The sequence below is a fragment of the Lysinibacillus sp. FSL P2-0066 genome, from assembly GCF_037969495.1.
GTDB classification, from domain to species: domain Bacteria; phylum Bacillota; class Bacilli; order Bacillales_A; family Planococcaceae; genus Lysinibacillus; species Lysinibacillus boronitolerans.
On the sequence record NZ_CP150202.1, the window covers coordinates 3,351,399 to 3,372,197 of the forward strand.

General features: G+C 39.0%; 21 protein-coding genes. 9 read left to right on the plus strand and 12 right to left on the minus strand.

Annotated features, from left to right (window positions below):
* Window positions 1–33: 33 nt before the first annotated feature.
* Genes MKZ14_RS16645 through MKZ14_RS16660 form a run of 4 tightly spaced genes read right to left on the minus strand, consistent with a single transcriptional unit; the run spans window position 34 to window position 3,896 of the window.
* Entirely contained in the window at window positions 34–1,041 is a 1,008-nt protein-coding gene (locus tag MKZ14_RS16645) for a dipeptide ABC transporter ATP-binding protein (protein ID WP_016995143.1), read from the minus strand.
* A complete protein-coding gene (locus tag MKZ14_RS16650) occupies window positions 1,025–2,047 on the minus strand; it encodes an ABC transporter ATP-binding protein (RefSeq protein WP_016995144.1) in 1,023 nt (340 codons plus the stop codon). The genes MKZ14_RS16645 and MKZ14_RS16650 overlap by 17 nt, the downstream gene beginning before the upstream one ends.
* A gap of 17 nt (window positions 2,048–2,064) precedes the next feature.
* Window positions 2,065–2,931 carry an ABC transporter permease gene (locus tag MKZ14_RS16655; protein WP_205445122.1) on the minus strand — a complete coding sequence of 289 codons (867 nt, stop codon included), beginning with the start codon at window positions 2,929–2,931 and terminating at the stop codon, window positions 2,065–2,067.
* A gap of 2 nt (window positions 2,932–2,933) precedes the next feature.
* On the minus strand, window positions 2,934–3,896 hold the full coding sequence (locus MKZ14_RS16660) for an ABC transporter permease (protein WP_004225947.1): 963 nt from the start codon (window positions 3,894–3,896) through the stop codon (window positions 2,934–2,936).
* Between the two features lie 219 nt (window positions 3,897–4,115).
* Here MKZ14_RS16660 and MKZ14_RS16665 point away from each other — a divergent pair, with 219 nt between their 5' ends.
* The 4 genes from MKZ14_RS16665 to MKZ14_RS16680 all read left to right on the plus strand — a co-directional run bounded on the left by MKZ14_RS16665 (window position 4,116) and on the right by MKZ14_RS16680 (window position 8,667).
* Window positions 4,116–5,717, plus strand: a complete 1,602-nt coding sequence (locus MKZ14_RS16665; RefSeq protein ID WP_333005399.1) for an ABC transporter substrate-binding protein — start codon at window positions 4,116–4,118, stop codon at window positions 5,715–5,717.
* A 63-nt stretch (window positions 5,718–5,780) separates the two neighbouring features.
* The gene (locus MKZ14_RS16670; RefSeq protein ID WP_333005398.1) at window positions 5,781–6,851 is read left to right on the plus strand and encodes an amidohydrolase family protein; all 1,071 of its coding nucleotides are present in this window, start codon (window positions 5,781–5,783) and stop codon (window positions 6,849–6,851) included.
* Window positions 6,848–7,990 carry an amidohydrolase gene (locus MKZ14_RS16675; protein WP_016992526.1) on the plus strand — a complete coding sequence of 381 codons (1,143 nt, stop codon included), beginning with the start codon at window positions 6,848–6,850 and terminating at the stop codon, window positions 7,988–7,990. Before MKZ14_RS16670 ends, MKZ14_RS16675 begins: the two co-directional genes overlap by 4 nt.
* Window positions 7,991–7,995: 5 nt before the next feature.
* A complete protein-coding gene (locus tag MKZ14_RS16680) occupies window positions 7,996–8,667 on the plus strand; it encodes an AroM family protein (RefSeq protein WP_016992525.1) in 672 nt (223 codons plus the stop codon).
* A gap of 46 nt (window positions 8,668–8,713) precedes the next feature.
* Here MKZ14_RS16680 and MKZ14_RS16685 read toward each other — a convergent pair whose 3' ends face one another.
* A complete protein-coding gene (locus MKZ14_RS16685) occupies window positions 8,714–9,031 on the minus strand; it encodes a hypothetical protein (RefSeq protein WP_016992524.1) in 318 nt (105 codons plus the stop codon).
* A 137-nt stretch (window positions 9,032–9,168) separates the two neighbouring features.
* On the opposite strand from MKZ14_RS16685, the gene ytzI reads away from it, so the two are divergent.
* The 4 genes from ytzI to MKZ14_RS16705 all read left to right on the plus strand — a co-directional run bounded on the left by ytzI (window position 9,169) and on the right by MKZ14_RS16705 (window position 10,889).
* Complete coding sequence (ytzI, locus tag MKZ14_RS16690) at window positions 9,169–9,315, plus strand: YtzI protein (protein WP_016992523.1); 147 nt, start codon at window positions 9,169–9,171, stop codon at window positions 9,313–9,315.
* A gap of 30 nt (window positions 9,316–9,345) precedes the next feature.
* Window positions 9,346–9,507, plus strand: a complete 162-nt coding sequence (locus MKZ14_RS16695) for a hypothetical protein (RefSeq protein WP_016992522.1) — start codon at window positions 9,346–9,348, stop codon at window positions 9,505–9,507.
* Window positions 9,504–9,737 carry a membrane protein insertion efficiency factor YidD gene (gene yidD, locus MKZ14_RS16700; protein WP_016992521.1) on the plus strand — a complete coding sequence of 78 codons (234 nt, stop codon included), beginning with the start codon at window positions 9,504–9,506 and terminating at the stop codon, window positions 9,735–9,737. Before MKZ14_RS16695 ends, yidD begins: the two co-directional genes overlap by 4 nt.
* 111 nt (window positions 9,738–9,848) lie before the next feature.
* A complete protein-coding gene (locus MKZ14_RS16705; RefSeq protein WP_016992520.1) occupies window positions 9,849–10,889 on the plus strand; it encodes a zinc ABC transporter substrate-binding protein in 1,041 nt (346 codons plus the stop codon).
* Here the strand turns inward: MKZ14_RS16705 and MKZ14_RS16710 are convergent.
* The 6 genes from MKZ14_RS16710 to MKZ14_RS16735 all read right to left on the minus strand — a co-directional run bounded on the left by MKZ14_RS16710 (window position 10,875) and on the right by MKZ14_RS16735 (window position 18,667).
* Window positions 10,875–12,065, minus strand: a complete 1,191-nt coding sequence (locus tag MKZ14_RS16710) for a transglutaminase domain-containing protein (RefSeq protein WP_333005396.1) — start codon at window positions 12,063–12,065, stop codon at window positions 10,875–10,877. The two genes, MKZ14_RS16705 and MKZ14_RS16710, sit on opposite strands and share 15 nt — an antisense overlap.
* A gap of 131 nt (window positions 12,066–12,196) precedes the next feature.
* The gene (locus tag MKZ14_RS16715) at window positions 12,197–13,621 is read right to left on the minus strand and encodes an o-succinylbenzoate--CoA ligase (protein ID WP_333005459.1); all 1,425 of its coding nucleotides are present in this window, start codon (window positions 13,619–13,621) and stop codon (window positions 12,197–12,199) included.
* Between the two features lie 264 nt (window positions 13,622–13,885).
* Window positions 13,886–14,704 (minus strand): 1,4-dihydroxy-2-naphthoyl-CoA synthase, encoded by an 819-nt coding sequence (menB, locus tag MKZ14_RS16720; RefSeq protein WP_004225917.1) that lies wholly within the window; start codon window positions 14,702–14,704, stop codon window positions 13,886–13,888.
* 63 nt (window positions 14,705–14,767) lie between these two features.
* Window positions 14,768–15,577 carry a 2-succinyl-6-hydroxy-2,4-cyclohexadiene-1-carboxylate synthase gene (menH, locus tag MKZ14_RS16725; protein ID WP_333005394.1) on the minus strand — a complete coding sequence of 270 codons (810 nt, stop codon included), beginning with the start codon at window positions 15,575–15,577 and terminating at the stop codon, window positions 14,768–14,770.
* Window positions 15,574–17,289, minus strand: coding sequence for a 2-succinyl-5-enolpyruvyl-6-hydroxy-3-cyclohexene-1-carboxylic-acid synthase (gene menD / locus MKZ14_RS16730; protein WP_333005393.1), 1,716 nt, complete (start codon window positions 17,287–17,289; stop codon window positions 15,574–15,576). Before menD ends, menH begins: the two co-directional genes overlap by 4 nt.
* Window positions 17,282–18,667: an isochorismate synthase gene (locus MKZ14_RS16735; protein ID WP_016992516.1), complete on the minus strand. Its 1,386-nt coding sequence runs from the start codon at window positions 18,665–18,667 to the stop codon at window positions 17,282–17,284. Before MKZ14_RS16735 ends, menD begins: the two co-directional genes overlap by 8 nt.
* Window positions 18,668–18,914: 247 nt before the next feature.
* Between MKZ14_RS16735 and MKZ14_RS16740 the strand changes: the two genes are divergently transcribed.
* The gene (locus MKZ14_RS16740) at window positions 18,915–19,835 is read left to right on the plus strand and encodes a 1,4-dihydroxy-2-naphthoate polyprenyltransferase (RefSeq protein ID WP_036078494.1); all 921 of its coding nucleotides are present in this window, start codon (window positions 18,915–18,917) and stop codon (window positions 19,833–19,835) included.
* A gap of 12 nt (window positions 19,836–19,847) precedes the next feature.
* On the opposite strand, the gene MKZ14_RS16745 is transcribed toward MKZ14_RS16740, so the two are convergent.
* Window positions 19,848–20,774, minus strand: coding sequence for a dipeptidase (locus MKZ14_RS16745; RefSeq protein ID WP_036078495.1), 927 nt, complete (start codon window positions 20,772–20,774; stop codon window positions 19,848–19,850).
* Window positions 20,775–20,799: the final 25 nt, after the last annotated feature.

Genomic DNA, 20,799 nt, shown 5'->3' on the forward strand with positions numbered 1-20,799 from the left:
TCCTTTTTCTGCTTCAATAAATTTTATCTTTCGTTAAATGGATGATACTTCTTGCTCTATCGACTTAAATAAATGACACGATACTTGATGTGTAGCTGATACTGTATCAAGTGTCGGTTGGACGTCTGCACATTTTTCTGTAGCAAAACGACAGCGCTTATGGAATGCACAGCCACTCGGGGGATTTACTGGGCTTGGAACATCACCAGTTAAAATAATGCGTTCCTTTTTATCAAAAGGATTTTCCTTAGGAATGGCTGACAACAAGGCTTGTGTATAAGGATGCTGAGGGTTTTCATAAATTTCCTTGTATGTGCCAATTTCCACTATTTTTCCTAAATACATGACAGCAATTCGATCACACATGTAGTTCACGACATTCAAATCATGTGAAATAAAAATATAGGTTAAGCCGAATTCTTTTTGTAAATCTTTTAATAGATTGATAACCTGAGCCTGTACAGAGACATCTAGTGCGGAAACAGGTTCATCACACACCACAATATCTGGATTCAGTGCAAGAGCCCGAGCAATATTAATGCGTTGTCTCTGTCCACCAGAAAATTCATGTGGATGGCGTTTTGCATGGTAGGCACTTAATCCGACTGTTTCAAGTAATTCAACCACTCGCTTTTTACGGGATGCCTCATCACCAATCCCATGGATCACTAATGGCTCAGCAATAAGATATTCAATCGTTTTACGAGGATCGAGTGATGCATAAGGATTTTGGAAAACCATTTGGATGGATTTTCGAGCAGAGCGGATATCTTTTGAATTTAAGCTTGCTAAATCCGTTCCATTAAATTCAACTATTCCCTCTGTTGGTGAAATTAGCTGGTTGATTAAACGGGCAACCGTCGATTTTCCACACCCCGACTCTCCCACAATCCCCAGTGTCTCACCTTTATATAACTCAAAACTTACACCATCTACCGCCTTCACAAATTGTGTTGGTTTTTTAAAAGGAATTGAACTTTTAATGGGAAAATGCTTTTTTAAATTGCTTACCTTTAAGACAAGTTCATTGTACTGTTGCATTAAAAATTCCCTCCTTCCTAGGGACAATTTGATCTTTTGCTTGTAAATGGCAGGCTACAAAATGGTTGTCCTGTACTTCCACTAAGTCAGGCACAGTACTACGACAAATATCTGTCGCTAAAGGACATCGTGCTGAGAAGTGACAGCCACTATGTGGCATTGTTAAATCTGGTGGACTACCAGGAATAGCCGGCAGCCTTTGTTGCTCTTGTGTCCCCATTGTAATTTGAGACTCTAATAATCCCCACGTATAGGGATGTAAAGGTTTCTCATAGAGCTGTCTTGTTGTAGTAGACTCTACTGTACGACCTGCATACATAACATTTACTTTGTCACATAGCTCCCAAACCACACCTAAATCGTGCGTAATCATAATGATGGCTGTATCGTGTTCTTGTTGTAATTTTTTCATTAAATCAAGAATTTGAGCTTGTACAGTTACATCCAGTGCAGTTGTTGGCTCATCGGCAATGAGTAGTTTCGGGTTACAAGCAAGGGCAATAGCAATCATGACACGTTGGCGCATTCCTCCTGAAAATTCGTGAGGATACATTTTTAATCGTTTCTCTGGCTCAGGAATCCCAACCATTTTTAACATATCAACGGCTTTGATAGCTGCATCTTTCTTCGATATTGTTTCATGTGCTTGAATGACTTCAATAATTTGATTGCCCACTGTTAATACTGGATTCAAACTTGTAATAGGATCTTGGAAAATCATTGAGATGTCATTGCCTCGGACATTGCGCATTTCCTTTTCAGAAATTTCTATTAAATCGCGGCCATTAAATAGAATTTTTCCATTCGTTATTTTTCCTGGCGGAGATGGAATTAAACGCATGAGAGCAGTTGCTGTGACACTTTTTCCAGATCCTGACTCTCCCACAATACCTAGTGTTTCCTTCTTATTTAATTGTAAATTTACTCCATTAACAGCTTTCATTGTAGAGCCGCCACTTTTAAATTCTACTGTTAAGTTTTCTACATCTAGTAAACGTTCAGTCATGACTCCACCCCCTTCCATTAAACTTTCATTTTCGGATCTAATGCATCGCGCAATCCATCCCCTAATAGGTTAATTCCAAGAACTGTTAACAAAATACAAATGCCTGAAAATGTCGCCATTTGGGGATTTAATACTAAAAAGTCTTTACCATCTTTTAAAATACTGCCCCATGAAGCTGTCGGTGGTTGAACGCCTAATCCTAAAAAGCTAAGGGCAGCTTCTGAAATAATAGCGCCAGCTGTACTCATCGTTCCATAGACAATTAAAGGAGCTAAACAGTTTGGTAATATATGACTAAAAATAATTCTCGTATGTGTAGCACCTAAAGAATGTGTTACTTCAACGAATTCCTCCTCTTTTACACTTAAAACCTGTCCTCGAACAAGTCGTGCGAAACCTGGAATATTAGCAATACCAATCGCAACAATAACGTTGACAAGTCCTTGCCCTAATACCGTCATCAATGTAATAGCCAGTAAAATAAACGGGAAAGCGAAAAGACCATCCATTGTGCGCATGATAATCGAATCAATGCGTCCACCAAAATACCCTGCCACTAAGCCTAACAGTGTGCCAAATACAGCACCAAATAGCACTGCCGCAATCCCAACAATCATCGATATTCGTGTACCATAAACTAAGCGACTAAACAGATCACGACCATAGTTATCTGTTCCTAATAAATGTCCTTCTGTATTCATCGGTAAAAATGATTTACCGACAATCATTTCATTCGGTGGATGGGTAGCAATCAATGGGGCAAAAATAGCAACAATACCCATTAAAGTGACAATGATTAACCCAATTGTCGCTAATTTATTTTTTAGCAACTTGCGCAATAACGTATTTCTTTTTCTCGTTTCATTGACGATTGCTTGAGTCATTGTTATTTTTTCCCTCCATCCGATTCTAAATTGACCTTAGGATTGACCACTTTATAAAGTACATCGACCACTAAGTTAACAAGCACAAAGATAAACGCAATGAAAATAACAGTACCTTGTACGACTACAAAGTCACGTTTATCAATGGCATCTACAATTAATCGACCCATACCAGGCCAACTAAAAATCGTTTCTGTTAAAACCGCTCCGCCCAGTAAATTAGAAATCTGCATTCCTAACACGGTTAAAATCGGTGTCAGTGCATTTTTAAATGCATGTTTACCAATTACTAAATATTCTTTAATACCTTTAGAACGAGCAGTTTTAATATAATCTTGCGAAATAACCTCTAACATACTTGAACGGGTAATCCGTGCAAATGTCGCCATTGGAATCGTTGCTAAAGCAAATGCTGGCAATATTAAATGCTTCAAATAGGTCCATAGGCCATCGCTGATATTCCCCATTCCAGTCGCAGGGAACCAACCAAGGTTAACACTAAAGAATAAAACAAGCATGATGCCCAACCAGAAAATTGGCATAGATACACCAACTAATGACACAAGCATTACAACATAATCAATGATGGTATTTTGCTTTCTCGCTGCAAATATTCCTGCTGGGATGCCAATCACGACTGCTATTAACAGCGCTGCCAATGCCAATATCACTGTATTAGGGAACCTTTCGAGAATAAGTCCGATGACAGACTCACTATAAGAATAGGAATATCCTAAATTTAACTGTGCTAGATCTCCTACATATGAAATAAATTGCGAAGGCATGGATTTATTTAATCCTAGCTCTTCTCTTAAATTCTCTACATCTTCTACACTCGCCTGTGGTCCAAGCATGACTGAAGCCGGGTCACCAGGAATCATTCGCGTAATAATAAAGACGATAATCCCTACTACTAGCAGTGTGGGGATGAGGTTAACTAACCTTTTTAAAATAAATGAGCCCATCTTAGCAAGACCTCCTTTTCATTATTAGAATCAGTGGTTCATATTGTGAATAACCACATAGTACACCACTTAATAATTGTTTGTAAATATATTTTTTTCTGAATCTTTGTAATTTTATATTTACTTTCTATTTACAAGTGTGCTAATTTTAATCTCGAACCTACCATTTTTGAATCAACGGTTCATATTGTGAAACAAAAACTAAGGAGGCTAGTGCATATGAAGAAATTAAACGTAAGAAAGTCTTTACTACTACTCTTTTTAACTTTACTAATTGGTGTTTTAGCTGCTTGTGGTGGAAACAATGAGAAAAGTACTTCAACGGATGAAAAAGAGGGAGAAGCTACTTCTGGAGGCACATTAAATATTGGTCTGTCAGCCAATGCAAAAACATTTGATCCGATCAAATATACAGGGGTTTATGAATCACAGGTGATGCGCCAAATGGGTGATACGTTAGTTGTTTATAACAAAGATCTATCTGATATCATCCCTTCGTTAGCGACTGAATGGAATGTATCAGAGGATATGTTAGTCTACACATTCAAATTACGCGAAGGTGTTAAATTCCAAAAAGGTCAGTATCAGGATGGCCGTGAAATGACAGCTGAAGATGTGAAATACTCTTTAGAACGCTCTGCTAAAGAATCTGCTATGAATCGTTTAAGTGGTGTAACAGAAGTGAAAGTGTTATCGGATTATGAAGTAGAGATTCACTTAGCTACACCAAATGCTGCCCTACTTGCTATGCTAACGGATGCAGGGAATATTATTATTCCAAAAGAAGAAGTTGAAGGATGGGGCGATAATTTTTCTGAACACTTTGTTGGTACAGGTCCATTCCAACTAACAGAATGGAAAAAAGACCAAGAAGTAAAATTAGTTCGTCACGAGAATTACTGGGGCGATAAGCCAAATGTCGATAACTTAACATTGAAGTTTATCTCCGATCAAAATATGATGACAAACGCATTACGTTCTGGTGATATTGATATTGCCATGGACGTTAAAGGTCAAAACCGAGAAATCATCAACCAAGATAGTAACCTTGAGCTTTTAACAAATCCAGGTCTATCGATTGTTTATCTTGATCTTAATAACAAAGTAGGTCCAACTGCTGACAAACGCGTTCGTGAAGCGATTTATATGGCAACAAATGTAGAGGAAATTATTTCTGGCGTTAACCAATGGGGTGGCGGTGATGTCTCTTATTTACCATTACCACCAGGTTCATGGGGATATGATCAATCGTTAGTTGATATGGTACCAAAATATAATCCAGAAGAAGCAAAAAAATTACTAGCAGAGGCTGGTTACGCTGATGGCTTCAAGACAGAGATTTTCGTATCAGAAGCACGTGTTCCTTACGCAACGATTTTCCAAAGTCAGTTAAAGAAAAACTTAAATATTGATGTGGAAATAAAAGTGCTTGAATGGGGTACTTACAGTGATACTGTGGCAAAGGGTAATGCGCCAATGAATATTGGTGGCTGGACTTGGTACCCAGATCCTTACTTCTTCCTTTATCAATTATTCCACACAAATCAAATTGGTGCGTTAGGAAATGGTAAAGGCTACAGCAATCCAGAAGTGGATAAATTATTAGAACGTGCCGTATCAGAAACAGTGGTGCAAGAGGAACGTGCAAAATTATACCAAGAAGCATTAAAGCTGATTTTAGCCGATGTTCCACGTATTGAATTAGAGGCAACACAAACGGTTGCAGGTGTAAACAAAAAAGTACAGGGCTTTGAGGTTTCTGCTGATAACTCCGTACAAATTGTACATCCAAACGGCACAAACGTATCCATTACTAAATAATTAAACTGGAAAAGTGGAGATTCTAGTCTCCGCTTTTCTCTTCATAAGGAGAGATTTGATCCGATGACTCGCTATATAAATGGACTTGTTTTTAATTCTGAGACTCGTAGCTTTAATAAGCAATCTTTTCAAGTGCAAGGGCAATACTTTGAACCCGCTACTAATACACCCGAAACAGAGTTAGATTTAGATGGCTACTATATTACACCAGGTTTTATCGATAGCTGCTCACAAATCGGTCTAGCTGAAATAGGAATTCGTTGGGAAGGTGATGATAGCTATGAATTTGACTCACATTTGCAATATTCTGTAGTTGATGGCATATACCCATTTGATACTGCTTTTCAAAAGGCTGTTTCTCATGGGGTGACAGCATCTCATATTGTTCCATCTCCTAAGAGCCTGATTGGTGCAAAAACGGCTATTATTCACCATACACATACAACGGTTGATGAAATGGTTATTTCAAAAGATGTGGCATATTCCTTCTCTATTGGACATCAGGCAAAAAGTACATTTTTCGCTGAAAAGAAAAAACCACTCACGCGTATGGGCATCGCCAAAATTTTAAGAGAAACATTACAACAAATTCAGCAACAAGAGCCGTCCATTACGAAAATCGTTATTCGAGCGCACAAAGCCGTTGATCTTGAATTCATTAGCCGCCTTCAAGAAGAATTTGGCTCAACTTTTGATTTTCATATTATCCATGGCACTGAAGTTACATTCCTTCATGAAACATCCTTTAATACGGTTATAGCTGGTCCTACATTTCGATATATTGAGCACAATGAGATGATGGCACTATCACCAAAACTGTATCATCAACTGTTTAAGCACAATATTCCCTTCGTTTTTTGTACGGATCATCCTGTTAGTAGCACCTCTCATCTAACATTAGAAGGTTGCTTAGCTGTAAGAGAAGGTATGGCACGCCAGGACGTGCTATATGCTCTCACAACAGGGGCTGCAAACTTTCTAGGGATCGCCCATAAAACAGGCGCGATTCGTGATGGTCTTCTTGCTGATTTTGTTATTTGGGATAAGCATCCATTAAATCTAGATGCACAGGTTGTCGCAACCTATATTAAAGGAACAAAAGTTTATGCACGGGAAGAAGGGTTGACACAATGATTATTTATCATCATGCAAAGTTTCTTACAGTCAATGAGCAAAACGATACTTGTGAACAGTTATGGATCGAAGATGGACGAATTGTCTATATTGGACCAGCCAAAGAATTTCCCCCACAAGCAGAGCTAGTTGATCTACAGGGAGCCTATGTTACACCGGGGTTAATTGATATTCATGCTCATGTTGGAACATGGGCTGAAGTCACCGAAGACATTAATGATGCCAATGAATATAGCGAACCCTTTACACCTCTTATGCACGCTTTAGACAGTGTAGATATCCGACATTTTTCCTTTCAACATGCATTAGAAGGTGGCGTAACCACTGTGCAAACTGGTCCAGGTAGTGCCAATGTTATTGGTGGCATTTGGAGCATTCTTAAAACAGCAGGACCTACCCTTTCCTCTCGTGTTTTAGTAGAGCGGAGCGGTTTAAAGGGGGCCCTAGGGGAAAATCCGAAAAACGTCTTTGGCAATCAGTATAAACGCAAGCCGATGACTCGCATGGCCATTGCACAGCTTTTACGGGATGGTTTCCAACGTGCAAGTCAACTCAATGAACAACAACAAACTGAGCAGATTAAACAAAATGCTGAGTTACGCCCGTTTATTGAGGTACTTCGAGGCGACATGCCCCTTCGCCTTCACTGCCATAGAGCAGATGACATTATGACAGCTATTAGAATTGCCAAAGAATTTAATGTGAAGCTTCATTTAGAGCACTGCACAGAAGGCTATCTCATTGTGGATGCCGTTAAAGATAGTGGATTCCATGCGACGCTTGGCCCTTATATGTTAACGCCGTCTAAATATGAAACACGTCATTCTACACCAGCGATAGCTGCCATTTTTAAAGAACATAATATTCCGTTTGCTATCATGACAGATCATCCATTTGTACCAATTCAATACTTAAAGTATTGTGCGACAGAGGCGATTCGTTATGGTTTAGATGAAGACATAGCCCTCAAAAGTATTACGATCAATGCAGCTAAGCTCGTACAGCTAGATCATCGCATTGGTAGCCTTGAGGAAGGCAAAGATGCTGATTTTGTTGTTTGGTCGCACCCTATTTTTGAAACAGAAGCAAAGGTTTTACAAACTTATGTAAATGGACAAAAATATTACGAAGCGGAGTGAGCGCAATGCAACATTCGAAAATTGCCGTTGTAACAATTGGTCAGGCACCACGTAAAGATATGGCAGAGGATATACAGCAATTAAGAGAAGCTGGTTTACACGTACATGAATTCGGTGTACTGGACTCACTTTCCTCAGAGGAAATTGCCACCCTTTCGCCTTCTCATGAGGACTCAGATGTGTTAGTAACACTACTTACTAATGGTCGACAAGTAAAGCTCAGTAAACAAAAACTCATGCCTTATATTCAAAGATGCATTGATGATCTACATGAATTCACATGGATACTACTTATGTGTACAGGAGATTTTACGAATAAATTATCCTATAAAAATCTTTTATTACCTGATCGTATGATGACGAATTTAGTGAAGGGGTTACATACAAAATTAGCCATTGGTTTAATAGGTCCCGAACCCGAACAACAACGAACGGTTGCAGAGAAATGGCAAAAAGCACAGTTCGATGTAACTTTTTCAGCAAGCTCCCCGTACCACTTTGATAACCAACATTTATTGTCAAAAGCACAACAATTAGAAGAGCAAGGAGCCGATTTGCTTATTCTTGATTGCATGGGCTATTCCACAACGATGAAAAACATGATTAAAGATCAACTCACTATCCCCATCATTGTCCCTCGAGAAGCAGTTTTTACAATTTTAAAAGCCATTTGTTAATAGACGAAAAGGTCACTTCTAAAGCAGTGACCTTTTCCCTCATTCACTAGACACGCTTATTAAAATAAGGAAGCTGCTCAACGAATGCCTTCGTATCATCATCCCCATATTCATGAACAAGTGCATAGATTTTCATTAATCTTTTATCTATTTCATCATTTTCTCTATCCAAGTGATACTGTATATACGGTAACTGTGCACGCCATGCATTCGAAATTTCTAACAGTTGCATTTGCTGAAAGATCCTCTCAAATACATCTAATGCTTGTCGATCTACATTCAGTTCGAAATTCCACGGTCCTGCATATGGGTTGGTATAATACGTTCTATTAGCAAGTGAAAAATATACGCGCTGACGATCCATCTTTACGATTCACTCCTTTTTCCATAGTATGGAGTGATAGGTGCTGTTTTATTCGCTTTTATGTCAAACTTCCTTCACAATTAATAGGACCAGATAATTTATAATAGGTATGATGAATAAAGAACGGAGTGGATACTATGAGTTTAACTACGCTCTTAATAGTCGCAGTTATCATCGTTATCTTTATCACGGTTGCGACGATTATCAGTGTCAACCGTGCCTATGCCTTTAAACATACTGTTGATGAAAAACCGAAGCAAAGCTATCATCAAGAAGAGAATTAATTATCAATACTTAAATTTGGAGTGAAAGAAATGGGCGTACCTTTACCAATTATCATTATGATTGCGATGATGATGCTAATGTTTGGTGTTTCTGTCATTATCATTATGAAGAAAAAAAATAATATCTTTACACAAACAATTGATCCAAAGCCTGAACAACTTACGTCTCAGCAAAAGGAAGAGCAGCGATGAAATACCCCTTTATTTGGCTCATCCAATTTTATAGAAAATTCATTTCACCGATGACGCCACCAACCTGTCGTTTTCATCCTACTTGTTCTTCTTATGGGCTCGAAGCTTTTCAAAAGCACGGTGCATTCAAAGGCTTCCTCTTAACCATTACACGTATATCTAAATGCCATCCATTTCATCCTGGTGGCTTTGATCCTGTGCCTGAAAAATGGCCTTCGAAAAAGAATTAATTTTCGGAGGGCATTTTTTTCTTGTACTTTTTTAAGTTGTGCGTTATCATAATAACTGTTCTAAAAAAATAAATCGTAATGATTACTATTTAAGAGAGGTATCTTACTTATATGAAAAAACTGTATTTATTATTGTTAGTCGCAGTTCTTGCTTTATTTACTGCTGCTTGTGGAGACAAATCGTCTACATCACAAAAGACTGAGGAAAAAGATAAGTTAAGTATTTATACAACAGTTTATCCGTTAAGCTATTTTGCACAGCGCATTGGTGGAGATGCTGTTGAAGTAGCTTCTATTTACCCAGCTGGTGCGAATGAACATACCTTCGAGCCAACTCAAAAAGATATGATGAAATTAGCAGATGCTGATATCTTTTTCTATATTGGCTTAGGACTTGAAGGATTTGTAGAAAACGCTAAAAAAACTTTAGCGAACGAAGATGTCACAATGGTGGCAACTGCTGATGATGTTTCAGATGAAAAATTAGCGGTAAGCACAGGACATGTTCATGCAGAGGATGATGAACATGAAGCAGACGCTCATGACGATCATGAGCATGGTGCCACAGAAGACGATCATGAACATGAAGCTGAAGAACATGGACATGATGAGCATGAGCATGGCGATATCGATCCGCATGTTTGGTTATCTCCTACAATTAGTCAAGACTTAGCACTGTCTATCAAAAACACACTCGTTGAAAAAATGCCAGCTCAGGAGGCAACTTTTAACACAAATTATGAGGCATTAGTAAAAGAATTACAGGATTTAGATCAAGATTTCAAAGCAATGACTGACAAAGCACAAAATAAAACATTCTTTGTATCCCATGCTGCATTTGGCTATATTGCTGGTCAATACGGCTTAACTCAAGTGCCGATTGCTGGCTTGAATTCACAAAATGAGCCATCTCAAAAAGAATTAACAAAGATTGTAGACAAAGCAAATGAATTGCACATTCATTATATTTTATTTGAACAGAATGTCTCTTCCAAATTAGCAGAGGTTATTCAAAAAGAAGTTGGTGCAGAATCGCTTGTCTTGCATAATTTAAGCGTATTAACAGCTGATGATGAAAAAAATGAGGAAACCTATTTCACATTGATGCAAAAAAATATTGACACATTAGAAAAAGCTTTAAGCGTTCAATGATATGAGTAAGGAGGTGCCCCGCAATGGATGGGACACCTCCTTTATTATGACGTATTTTTCTTGTGGCATTCGTTTTTCCGTTCGATAAATAGAAGCTAGCCACTTCATTGTTTTTTGCTTAGTCACATGCTTAACTTTTGGCTGAATTGTAACAAAAGCCGTTATACTACTTTCTACTAGCATCGGTGCCCATTCAGTAAAGTCAAACTGAACTAGATTGTCTTGTTTATCTGTTTTTTGTGTAACAAGCTTCATCGGCTGTTCCACTAATTGTTGTACGGCTAACCTATTTTCTCCAATGATTGATAATCCCATATTTTGATTGAAACGATGTTGTATAGGCGTTGCTAAACTTTGTCTTTTCGTTTCTTCCTGCAAATCTATATATTTCTCGCTTGTTGCAGCAGGGAAACTTGCATAATCCCAGGTATGATCTTGTGCTAATTGGCGATCCGACACTAAAAAATATTGATAGCGCACTTCCCCTTTACGATCAGGCAAAGGGTCATCCCATGTCACATCAATATGATACCAAGCATGCTCAAGTTTCACTAATACCCAGGCATGTAGCTGTTCTCCTACTTTTCCAGGTACATATTGTACCTCAAAGCCCAACATTTCTAACATTCGGTATAACACTAAAGCATATGCCTGACAGACGCCCTTATTCTCCGTTAATAATGTATAAGGAGAATATTGACTTCCTTCCGTTTCCTTAGAGTATTCCGCGGACAAGACAATAAAATCATGTGCAGCCTGTAGTTTTTCTATGTCACTTAATCCATGCATAGGTGCAATAATATTCGCCAACGTTTGCTCTACAAATAATGCCTCCGTTTGGGATAGATGGTACGTAAATGCAAATGCAATGACAATATTATTGCTATAACCTTCGTACTTCCATTGGAAACTTGAAATATTAGTATAAATATAAGAGTTTTCAATTGCATCTTTAGTAATTTCTGTTAGTTCATCTTTTATCTCGGCTATGTCACCAGTATAACGAATCGAGAATTCGGATGATAGTTGCATAACTTCTTTATTAATGAGAGATTGTAGTGTTTCAATTGAATGAGCTGTTGCTACATCTTCTTTTTCATAGTTTGCAAATACTTGCACATGACTCATTTGTAGAACAAATAATATAATGACAACATTATATATATATTTCCTCATATGAGTCATTCTCCTTTACTAAATAGTTTATGCCTCTCTTTTTTTATTATGTTAATAAATGATTAATTTCATGCTAAAAGTTTAAATAAAAAAGAAGCCTTCCTTTTAAGAAGACTTCTTTCACATAATTTTTATTGTAATAATTTCCGTCTCAACAATTTATCCGCACCATTGCGTGGTAGACTGTCTGTGATAATAATTTCCTTAGGCACTTTATATTTAGCAAGTTTCTGTAAACAAAAGGCTTGTAATTGCTCAACAGATAGCTGCTCATTTAGCACGATAAATGCAATGGGCACCTGCCCCCATTGTTCATCAGGCATACCACATACACCCGCTTCTTTGACAGCTGGATGTGTGAGTAGCACGTTTTCTATTTCTGCAGGATAAATATTTTCTCCCCCTGAAATGATTAAATCTGCCCTTCGATCAATGACGAATAAATAACCCTCTTCATCCACATAACCAATATCACCTGTATGAAGCCAGCCAGCCTTCGTTGCATTTTTTTGTGCAAAACGTCCAATATAGCCAGGTGTGACATGGGGCCCTCGAATGCAAATTTCCCCTTCACCCTTAGCATTTGGCTCAGCAATCATTATTTGATTAAAAAATAAAGGCTTTCCAGCAGAACCAATTTTCCGCATAGCATCTTCACTTGCCAATGTAGCTGTTTGCGAGGAGGTTTCAGTCATTCCATACGTTTGTGCGACAGCTAAATTTAATGCATGTGCTCTTGCTAAATAATCAACGGGAACAGGCCCACCTCCTGCTAACAACAGCTTAAAATAAGAGGAAGCTTTCGCATTGCGTTGCTCTAGCGTATGTAGAATTCGTTCCAAGGTCACCGCTACAACAGACATATGGGTGACATCCCCATCCATAATATTTTGTGCGATAGCTTCCACATCAAATTGATCATATAAAAAGATTTGATTACCATATAGTAGTGATCGCACTAGTATGGAAAATCCACTAATATGGAATAAAGGTACCGCACATAGCCAAACATCCTGAGCCTGTAGCCCAATATTTAAAACAGAGGCAGTCGCACTAGCCTGATGATTTCCAACTGTTTGGCGAACACCTTTAGGAAAGCCCGTTGTACCCGAAGTATACATAATTGTTGTTGTTTGATGAAGAGGCCATTCCTTGACAATATCTACTGCACCCTCTGCACCCTCTTCAATTGCTGAAAATAAATGATAGGTTGTTTCAGATGGTAGCTTTTCTACATCCTCATCGGCAATCAACACTGCTACAGCCTCTGAATCCTTTAGCTGATAAGCTAGCTCATCCTGTGAAAGTCTGCGATTAAGCATGACCATCTCACATTGCAAATGCATGCAGGCATACATCATGATAACTAATTCAGGCTTACTTGGCCCCATGATAGCAATTCGATCACCCTGTTGTATACCGAGTGTCACTAATTGTCGGGCACGCTTTATCGATTCATCACTTAATTCTTGAAAAGTCCAGCTTTGCTTTTTAAAAGTAAGTGCCTTGCGTAATGGTGTTAAATAAGCTCGTTGTAAAATCCAGTTAGGATACATCTTTGTCACTCCATTCACCTACATCTTAACGTTTTATCATATATTTTGTCCATTTGCATGTCAGTCTGTTACTTTAGGAATGCTACTCCTATCGCAAGCCCTACAATATCCTTCACATTTTAGGTGCTATCCGCTAGTTTAAGCCTTTTATCCACCTCTTAGCTGCTTCTATCCCCTTCTTTTAGCATTCTATCCACCAATCTTCTCTAGACATATAAAAAGCTCGTATCTCCAAAAAGATACGAGCTTTAAATCCTCTATTAATCAAGGGAATCTTGGGAATTGACCAAAATCTGGTTGACGTTTTTCTTTGAATGCGTCGCGACCTTCTTTTGCTTCATCAGTTGTGTAGTAAAGAAGTGTAGCGTCTCCAGCCATTTGTTGAAGACCTGCTAAACCGTCTGTATCTGCATTCATCGCTGCTTTTAAGAAGCGTAGTGCAGTTGGTGACATTTGAAGCATTTCTTCACACCATTGAACTGTTTCATCTTCCAATTGCGCATAAGGCACAACCGTATTGACTAAGCCCATATCAAGTGCTTGTTGTGCATCGTATTGACGGCAAAGGTACCAAATTTCGCGTGCCTTTTTATGACCAATAATACGAGCAAGATAGCCTGAGCCATAACCAGCGTCGAATGAACCTACTTTTGGTCCAGTTTGTCCAAAGCGAGCATTGTCAGCAGCAATTGTTAAGTCACAAACAACATGTAAAACGTGACCTCCACCAATTGCATAGCCAGCTACCATTGCTACGACAGGTTTTGGAATGACACGGATTAAACGTTGTAAATCAAGAACGTTTAGACGTGGTATTTCATCTTCCCCTACGTAGCCACCGTGACCGCGAACTTTTTGGTCTCCGCCTGAGCAGAAAGCATGTTCACCTTCACCAGTTAGAATAATAACACCGATATTTTTATCATCGCGTGCACGTGAGAATGCGTCAATCATTTCCATAACCGTTTTTGGGCGGAATGCATTACGCACTTCTGGACGGTTAATCGTAATTTTTGCGATACCGTTATAGAACTCATACTTAATGTCTTCATAAGTATGTAATGTAGTCCATTGACGTGTCATTGAATTGCCTCCTATATCATTAAATTCGTCTCGTTTCTAGCGAGGCGCTAACGTAATCATATATTACGTTAAATACTCCTCTACTATTGTAGCAAACTCAGCGGGATTTTCCACATGAATTGCATGTCCAGCGTCATTTACTGTTAAATGCTTAACAGTATTTAATAGCGCTTTCATTTCTAGTGCAATTTTACAAAATTTCTCATCCAATGAACCAGTAATTAGCAGGACAGGTATTTCTAGTTGCGCCAGTCTATCCCAATTTGAGGGCTGAACGCCTGTCCCAACACCTCTCAAGCTACCAGCGAGTCCCTCTTCCTTCTGTGACAATCTCTCTTCTCTAATGGCTTCTCTTACACTTTTAGGTAGACGTTGCTGTGAAGCAAAAAGCGGTATGTTTTCCCATGCATTGACAAAGGACAGTATACCATTTGTCATTATTTTTTGCGCCAATGCTTCATCTCGCTTACAACGTTCATTTTGCTCTTCGATTGTTCGCAGGCCAGGAGATGCACTCTCTAAAATGAGTCGATGAATGCGATCTGGATACGTAATAGCATAGGATAAAGCGATTCTTCCACCCATTGAATAGCCTAACAGCGTAAATTTCTCTAAATGAAGTTGGCAAAATAGTTCTTCTAAATCCTGTAATTGCTCCTCCATAGAAAAACGCTGTACGTGCTGTGGAATAGCTGTTTGTCCATGTCCGATTAAATCAACGGCAATAACACGAATATGGGGTAGAGTTTTCGCTAGATTATGCCAAGTTGCCGAGCTACCAGTAAATCCATGTAACGCAACGACTGTGTACTCACCGTCTTCATTCCATATATCCACATGGGTTTCAAGACCACGAATCATCCACTTTGTCATGCTTTTAACTCCTCATTAATTCGATTCCATAGAGCTCGATGTGCATTCACATTCTCGGTTCTATCTGTAAATATTTCAACTAATCGTAAAGAACGGTTTTTACTTGCTGAAAATTTCTCAGAAAGCTCAGAGATTGTTTCGACGCGTATATAGTCCATTTCATACATATGTGCAATATCACGGAATTCAAGGGCTGTTGGTGTGCCAAATAAATCCTCATAGTGATCTTCAACAGTTGACTGTGGTAAATATGAAAAAATACCACCACCATCATTATTCATCACAATAATCGTTAAGTTACATTCCTGATATCTGGAAGCAATGAGTCCATTCACATCATGTAAAAAGGCTAAATCACCAATTAGTAAATAACTTTCTCGATTATTTCCTTGACTGAAACCGATTGCTGTTGATACGATACCATCTATCCCGTTCGTTCCTCGATTGGCAAAAACACGTAAATCTTTCGGGGTAGCCAATAAAAATGTATCAATATCTCGTACTGGCATACTACTGCTAACGAAAATATCACTACCGTCAGGAATCATTTTGAGTAAACGACTGACTATAGCCCCTTCATCCTTTTCTACCTCTGCGTATTGCTCAATATACATAGAGGCAAGCTGATTCGCTTTTTGCCATTCAGCTAAGTATGCTTCCTCGATAGCTGTTTCAGTGATAGCTAATTCTGTTAGCCACTGATCGACATTCGCATGAATAAAATGCGTAGATACGCCTGTAGCATCTCTAAACATCGGGTCTTCATCGATAATCACATACGCATTTGGACGTGACTTTGTGATAAATTGCATCATAAATTTTGAAACCGGTTGTGCCCCTATTCGGATTACTGTATCTGGTCGCACCAGTGCTTTGAAGTCATCACTCTTCATAATAGCATCATAGGTTGTCACGATATATGGTAAACAATCCTCTGGTACGGATGTACGCATATTCGATAAACTTTCAATAATGACAGGCCACTTCAGCTGACGAACAAATTCCCAAACAATGGATAATTCTGTACCAAGAGCTAACTCACCAATGATCATAAAGCCTCTTTTAGTTGATTGTATAATAGAGGCTAGTTCCTGCTGATCCACGCGTGTTGGGATTAATTGTCCCATACTGCTGTGCTTAAACGACACTGCTGGTAGGTCCTGCTGCAAATCAATTAATAATGGCTCACGGAAAGGTACATTGATATGTACTGGTCCAAATGGTGCGCTTGTTGCAATGGCTACCGCACGAGCAAGATGACGCTCAATAAAAGGCAATGTTGGTTCAGCACCATCTGCTAACGGAAAGTCAACACTCCACTTCACATGTGAACCATATAAATTGGGTTGGTTGATAGCCTGTGGAGCGCCTACCTCACGTAATTCATGTGGGCGATCAGCAGTTATAATGATCAATGGTACACGTGCATAACTTGCCTCCACAATCGCAGGAAAATAGTTTGCTGCTGCTGTACCAGATGTACATAAAAGAACCACAGGCTTAGTAGTTGCCTTAGCAAGCCCTAGCGCAAAGAATGCTGCTGAGCGCTCATCTACCTGCCGATACATTTTTACTTGTTTAGTAGAAGCAACCGCATAAGCAAGCGGTGTAGAACGTGAGCCTGGACTAACGACAACATTCTCTACACCAGCTTGCACTAGCGATGCGACCATTTTATAAACATAATCTGTTAGTATTTTTCGTTCACTCATGTAATTGTCCCCCTAGCGCACGAAGCATTGGACGGAATTTTACTAATGTTTCTTCATATTCAGATTGCGGTTCTGAATCTGCGACGATTCCACCGCCTGCATATAAATAAGCTTTATCATTTAGTAAGGCTGCTGAACGTATGGCAACTGCAAACTCACCGTTACCCTCTGCATCTAGCCAGCCTATTGGCGCAGCATACAGTCCCCGATTCATCGGCTCATATTTACGGATGGCTGCCAATGCTTCTTTGCGTGGTACACCACCTAAAGCGGGTGTTGGATGTAATGATTTAGTCAATTGTAAGATTGTTGCATCCTGATTTAACTGACCTTCAACAGGCGTATACAGATGTTGAATATCTCGTATTTTTAACAAGCGTGGTCTATCTGGCACCGTCATGTCCACACAATTTTTACGGAATGTTTCCGCAATCATATCCACAACATACTGATGTTCTCCGCCATTTTTAGGGTCATTTAATAAACTTTGTCCAAAAGCCTCATCTTCCTCTGCAGTCTTACCTCGTTTAATTGAGCCAGCAACACAAGAAGAAAATGCTCGACCATCTTCTACTTTCACAAGTCGTTCAGGTGATGCTCCGAAAAATAATAAATGTCTATGCTCTAAACCAAATAAATAGCTTTCTGGTTGTTCATGAATAATTTGAGAAAGTACTTGTGGTGCGGATACATACTCTTTAAATTGCAAAGCAAGTGATCGTGCAATGACCACTTTATCTGCCTTTTTCTGTTTAATTAATGCTGTCACTTGATCGATTGAGGCTAAATAAGGCTCTTTATATGGTTCAAAATAACTTATGATTTCAGGTTTTGTATACGTTTTCACTTCTTTAACCTGAGCTGCATGGATTAAATGATCGCGCTCTTTTCTTAGCGCTTCGAACTGATCCTCAGCCTGTTGGTCTTGTGTCAAAAGGTGAATACTTACGTATGCTTTATCATCGCGTATCACCAGTTGAAACGTTGCTAATGCAAAATAAGCCTCTGGGAAATCCGTCCATTCCCCGTCTACATTATTTTGAGGATCAAATGTAAAACCGCCAAACAAAATTGGTTGTAACGCTTGTTGACCTTTTGGACAGTTTTTCGTTATGTTTTTCCATTCCGCTTCAACTGCATCAAAGCGGTTTTCTTTAGCGTTGTTTTGAATAGTATGAGCATGTCCTAGCCCAACTAATATCATTGTTTTTTCTCTATTTTGCCAATAAAATCGTTCACCTTTATAACATTCCTCGCCAGCTGCATAGAACGCCAGTGCAGATAGACGACTTACTTCAATTGTTTCCATATAAAAATGAAGGCTTTGGCCCAAAGAGTCCACTTCTACTTCTGTGGCTTGGTACCACTTCTGTTGCATGAAAATTACCTCCGTTGTTGCAATGTACATAATGAATGATGGTTAAATAACACATCATATTTTAGTTGGCAACACGTTATTCGTACTGTTGCTAATTGTTCTTTTTTATTTTCAGTTCATAAATGCATGTTCTATTGTATCACTTTTTTTCATTAAACAGTATGTAATAAGCTGTGAACCTACCCATTTTCTCAATCTTCGTTTAAAATAAGAAGAGTCGACAACATTTGAAGGAGAGAAAGACCTTATGACCAAAGTCATTGAAGCTGATAGGGGTTTTAAAGTGTGGTGGCATTTAACACGTCCACATACTTTAACCGCTTCATTTGTTCCTGTATTCCTAGGAACAGCAATTGCCTTAGCAATTGAAAAAGAAACAATTGATTTTGGACTATTTTTTGCTATGCTCATTGCAAGTATGCTTATACAAGCAGCAACGAATATGTTCAATGAATATTATGATTACAAATTAGGATTAGATAACGAGCATTCCGTCGGGATTGGCGGAACAATTGTCCGTCATGGTGTACAGCCAAAAACAATTATGATGATTGCATTAAGCTTTTATGCTATTGCCATGCTTCTTGGCATTTACATATGTGCCTCCACATCTTGGTGGTTAGCTGCTGTCGGACTTGTTTGTATGCTTATTGGCTTTTTATATACAGGTGGACCGTACCCAATCGCCTATTCGCCATTTGGTGAAATTGTTTCTGGCGCAGTAATGGGGATGGGCATTGTATTAATTGCCTTCTATATTCAAGCGCTTACAGTAACATTGGATGCTGTCTTGCTTTCTGTACCAAGCATGATTTTAGTCGGTGCCATTATGCTATCGAACAATATACGTGATATTGTTGGCGATACAGAAGGCGGACGAAAAACCTTGGCTATTTTGGTAGGACGAGACAATGCAATTTCCGTATTATCAGGCTTTTTTATCGTCTCCTATTTATGGGTGATTGCTCTTGTAGCCGTTGATGGCATTACGTTTTGGGCATTAATCATCTTCCTAAGCATTCCAAAACCATTACGTGCCATTCAAATTTTCCGAGACAAAAAAGAAGCCAAAGAGGTAATGCCTGCGATGAAATATACAGCGCAAACAAATACATTCTTCGGCTTCCTATTAGGAATCGGTTTATTAATTCATTATTTCTTTTATTAAGATGCAGCAGCCTTAACGGGTTGCTGCTTTTTTTACATAGCATCGGAAATTTTGGCTTGCAATACCATACACTTCTTCATCTGAAAAGCGTGTACGTAATGCCTCTAGTAAATTTTGTGCCTCTCCTGCATGTGCTAAGCCACTGACAGTCCTATCAATCCCATCAAAATCGGAGCCTAATCCTATATGCTCCACGCCTACCAGTTTCGCTAAATGCGCTACATGCCCCACTAGATGGTCTAGTGTTGCATCTTCGCCAATAAAGAGTGGGAAATAAACTACATGGATATGTCCTCCAGCCTCTACAAGTGCCTTTGCCTGTGCATCTGTTAAGTTACGCGGATGGTCACATAGTGCACGTGCATTACTATGACTTGCAATAATATGCTTCGCAAGCGGCAAGACATCCCAAAAGCTTTGCTCATTTAGATGGGACACATCAATAATAATATCGCGTTCATTTAATAATTGTATAACTTCTTTACCAAATGGCTTCAATCCAAGAGTTGCATCCTGTTCAGCACCATGGGCCACAGCATTTTCTTCATTCCACGTTAAACCTACTAATTTCACCCCTGCATCAAGTACAGCTGTCAGCTTTGTTAAATCTTCGCCAATGGCACTACAGCCCTCTAGGCTTAAAATGGCTCCTATTTCGTGTGGAGCTAATCGATCTAACTGTGCCCAATCTGTAATATGCACCATGCCCTCTGTTTGTAATACGTGAGTATGGAACGCTTCGATTTGGCGCATGACCTCAAGAAATTGTAGACTTTGTGGGATTGTTGGGTCAATAAAGATAGCGAACACTTGAGCCTCTACTTGCCCTAATTGCAATCTTTTTTGATTAGCATGTATTCGCACATCATCAGCAAAATTGGCCGTTTCAAGAGTAGTTAACTTTAAAAGCGCATCACAATGTAAATCAATAATCTTCATATCCTCACCTCTACAGTTATTATAC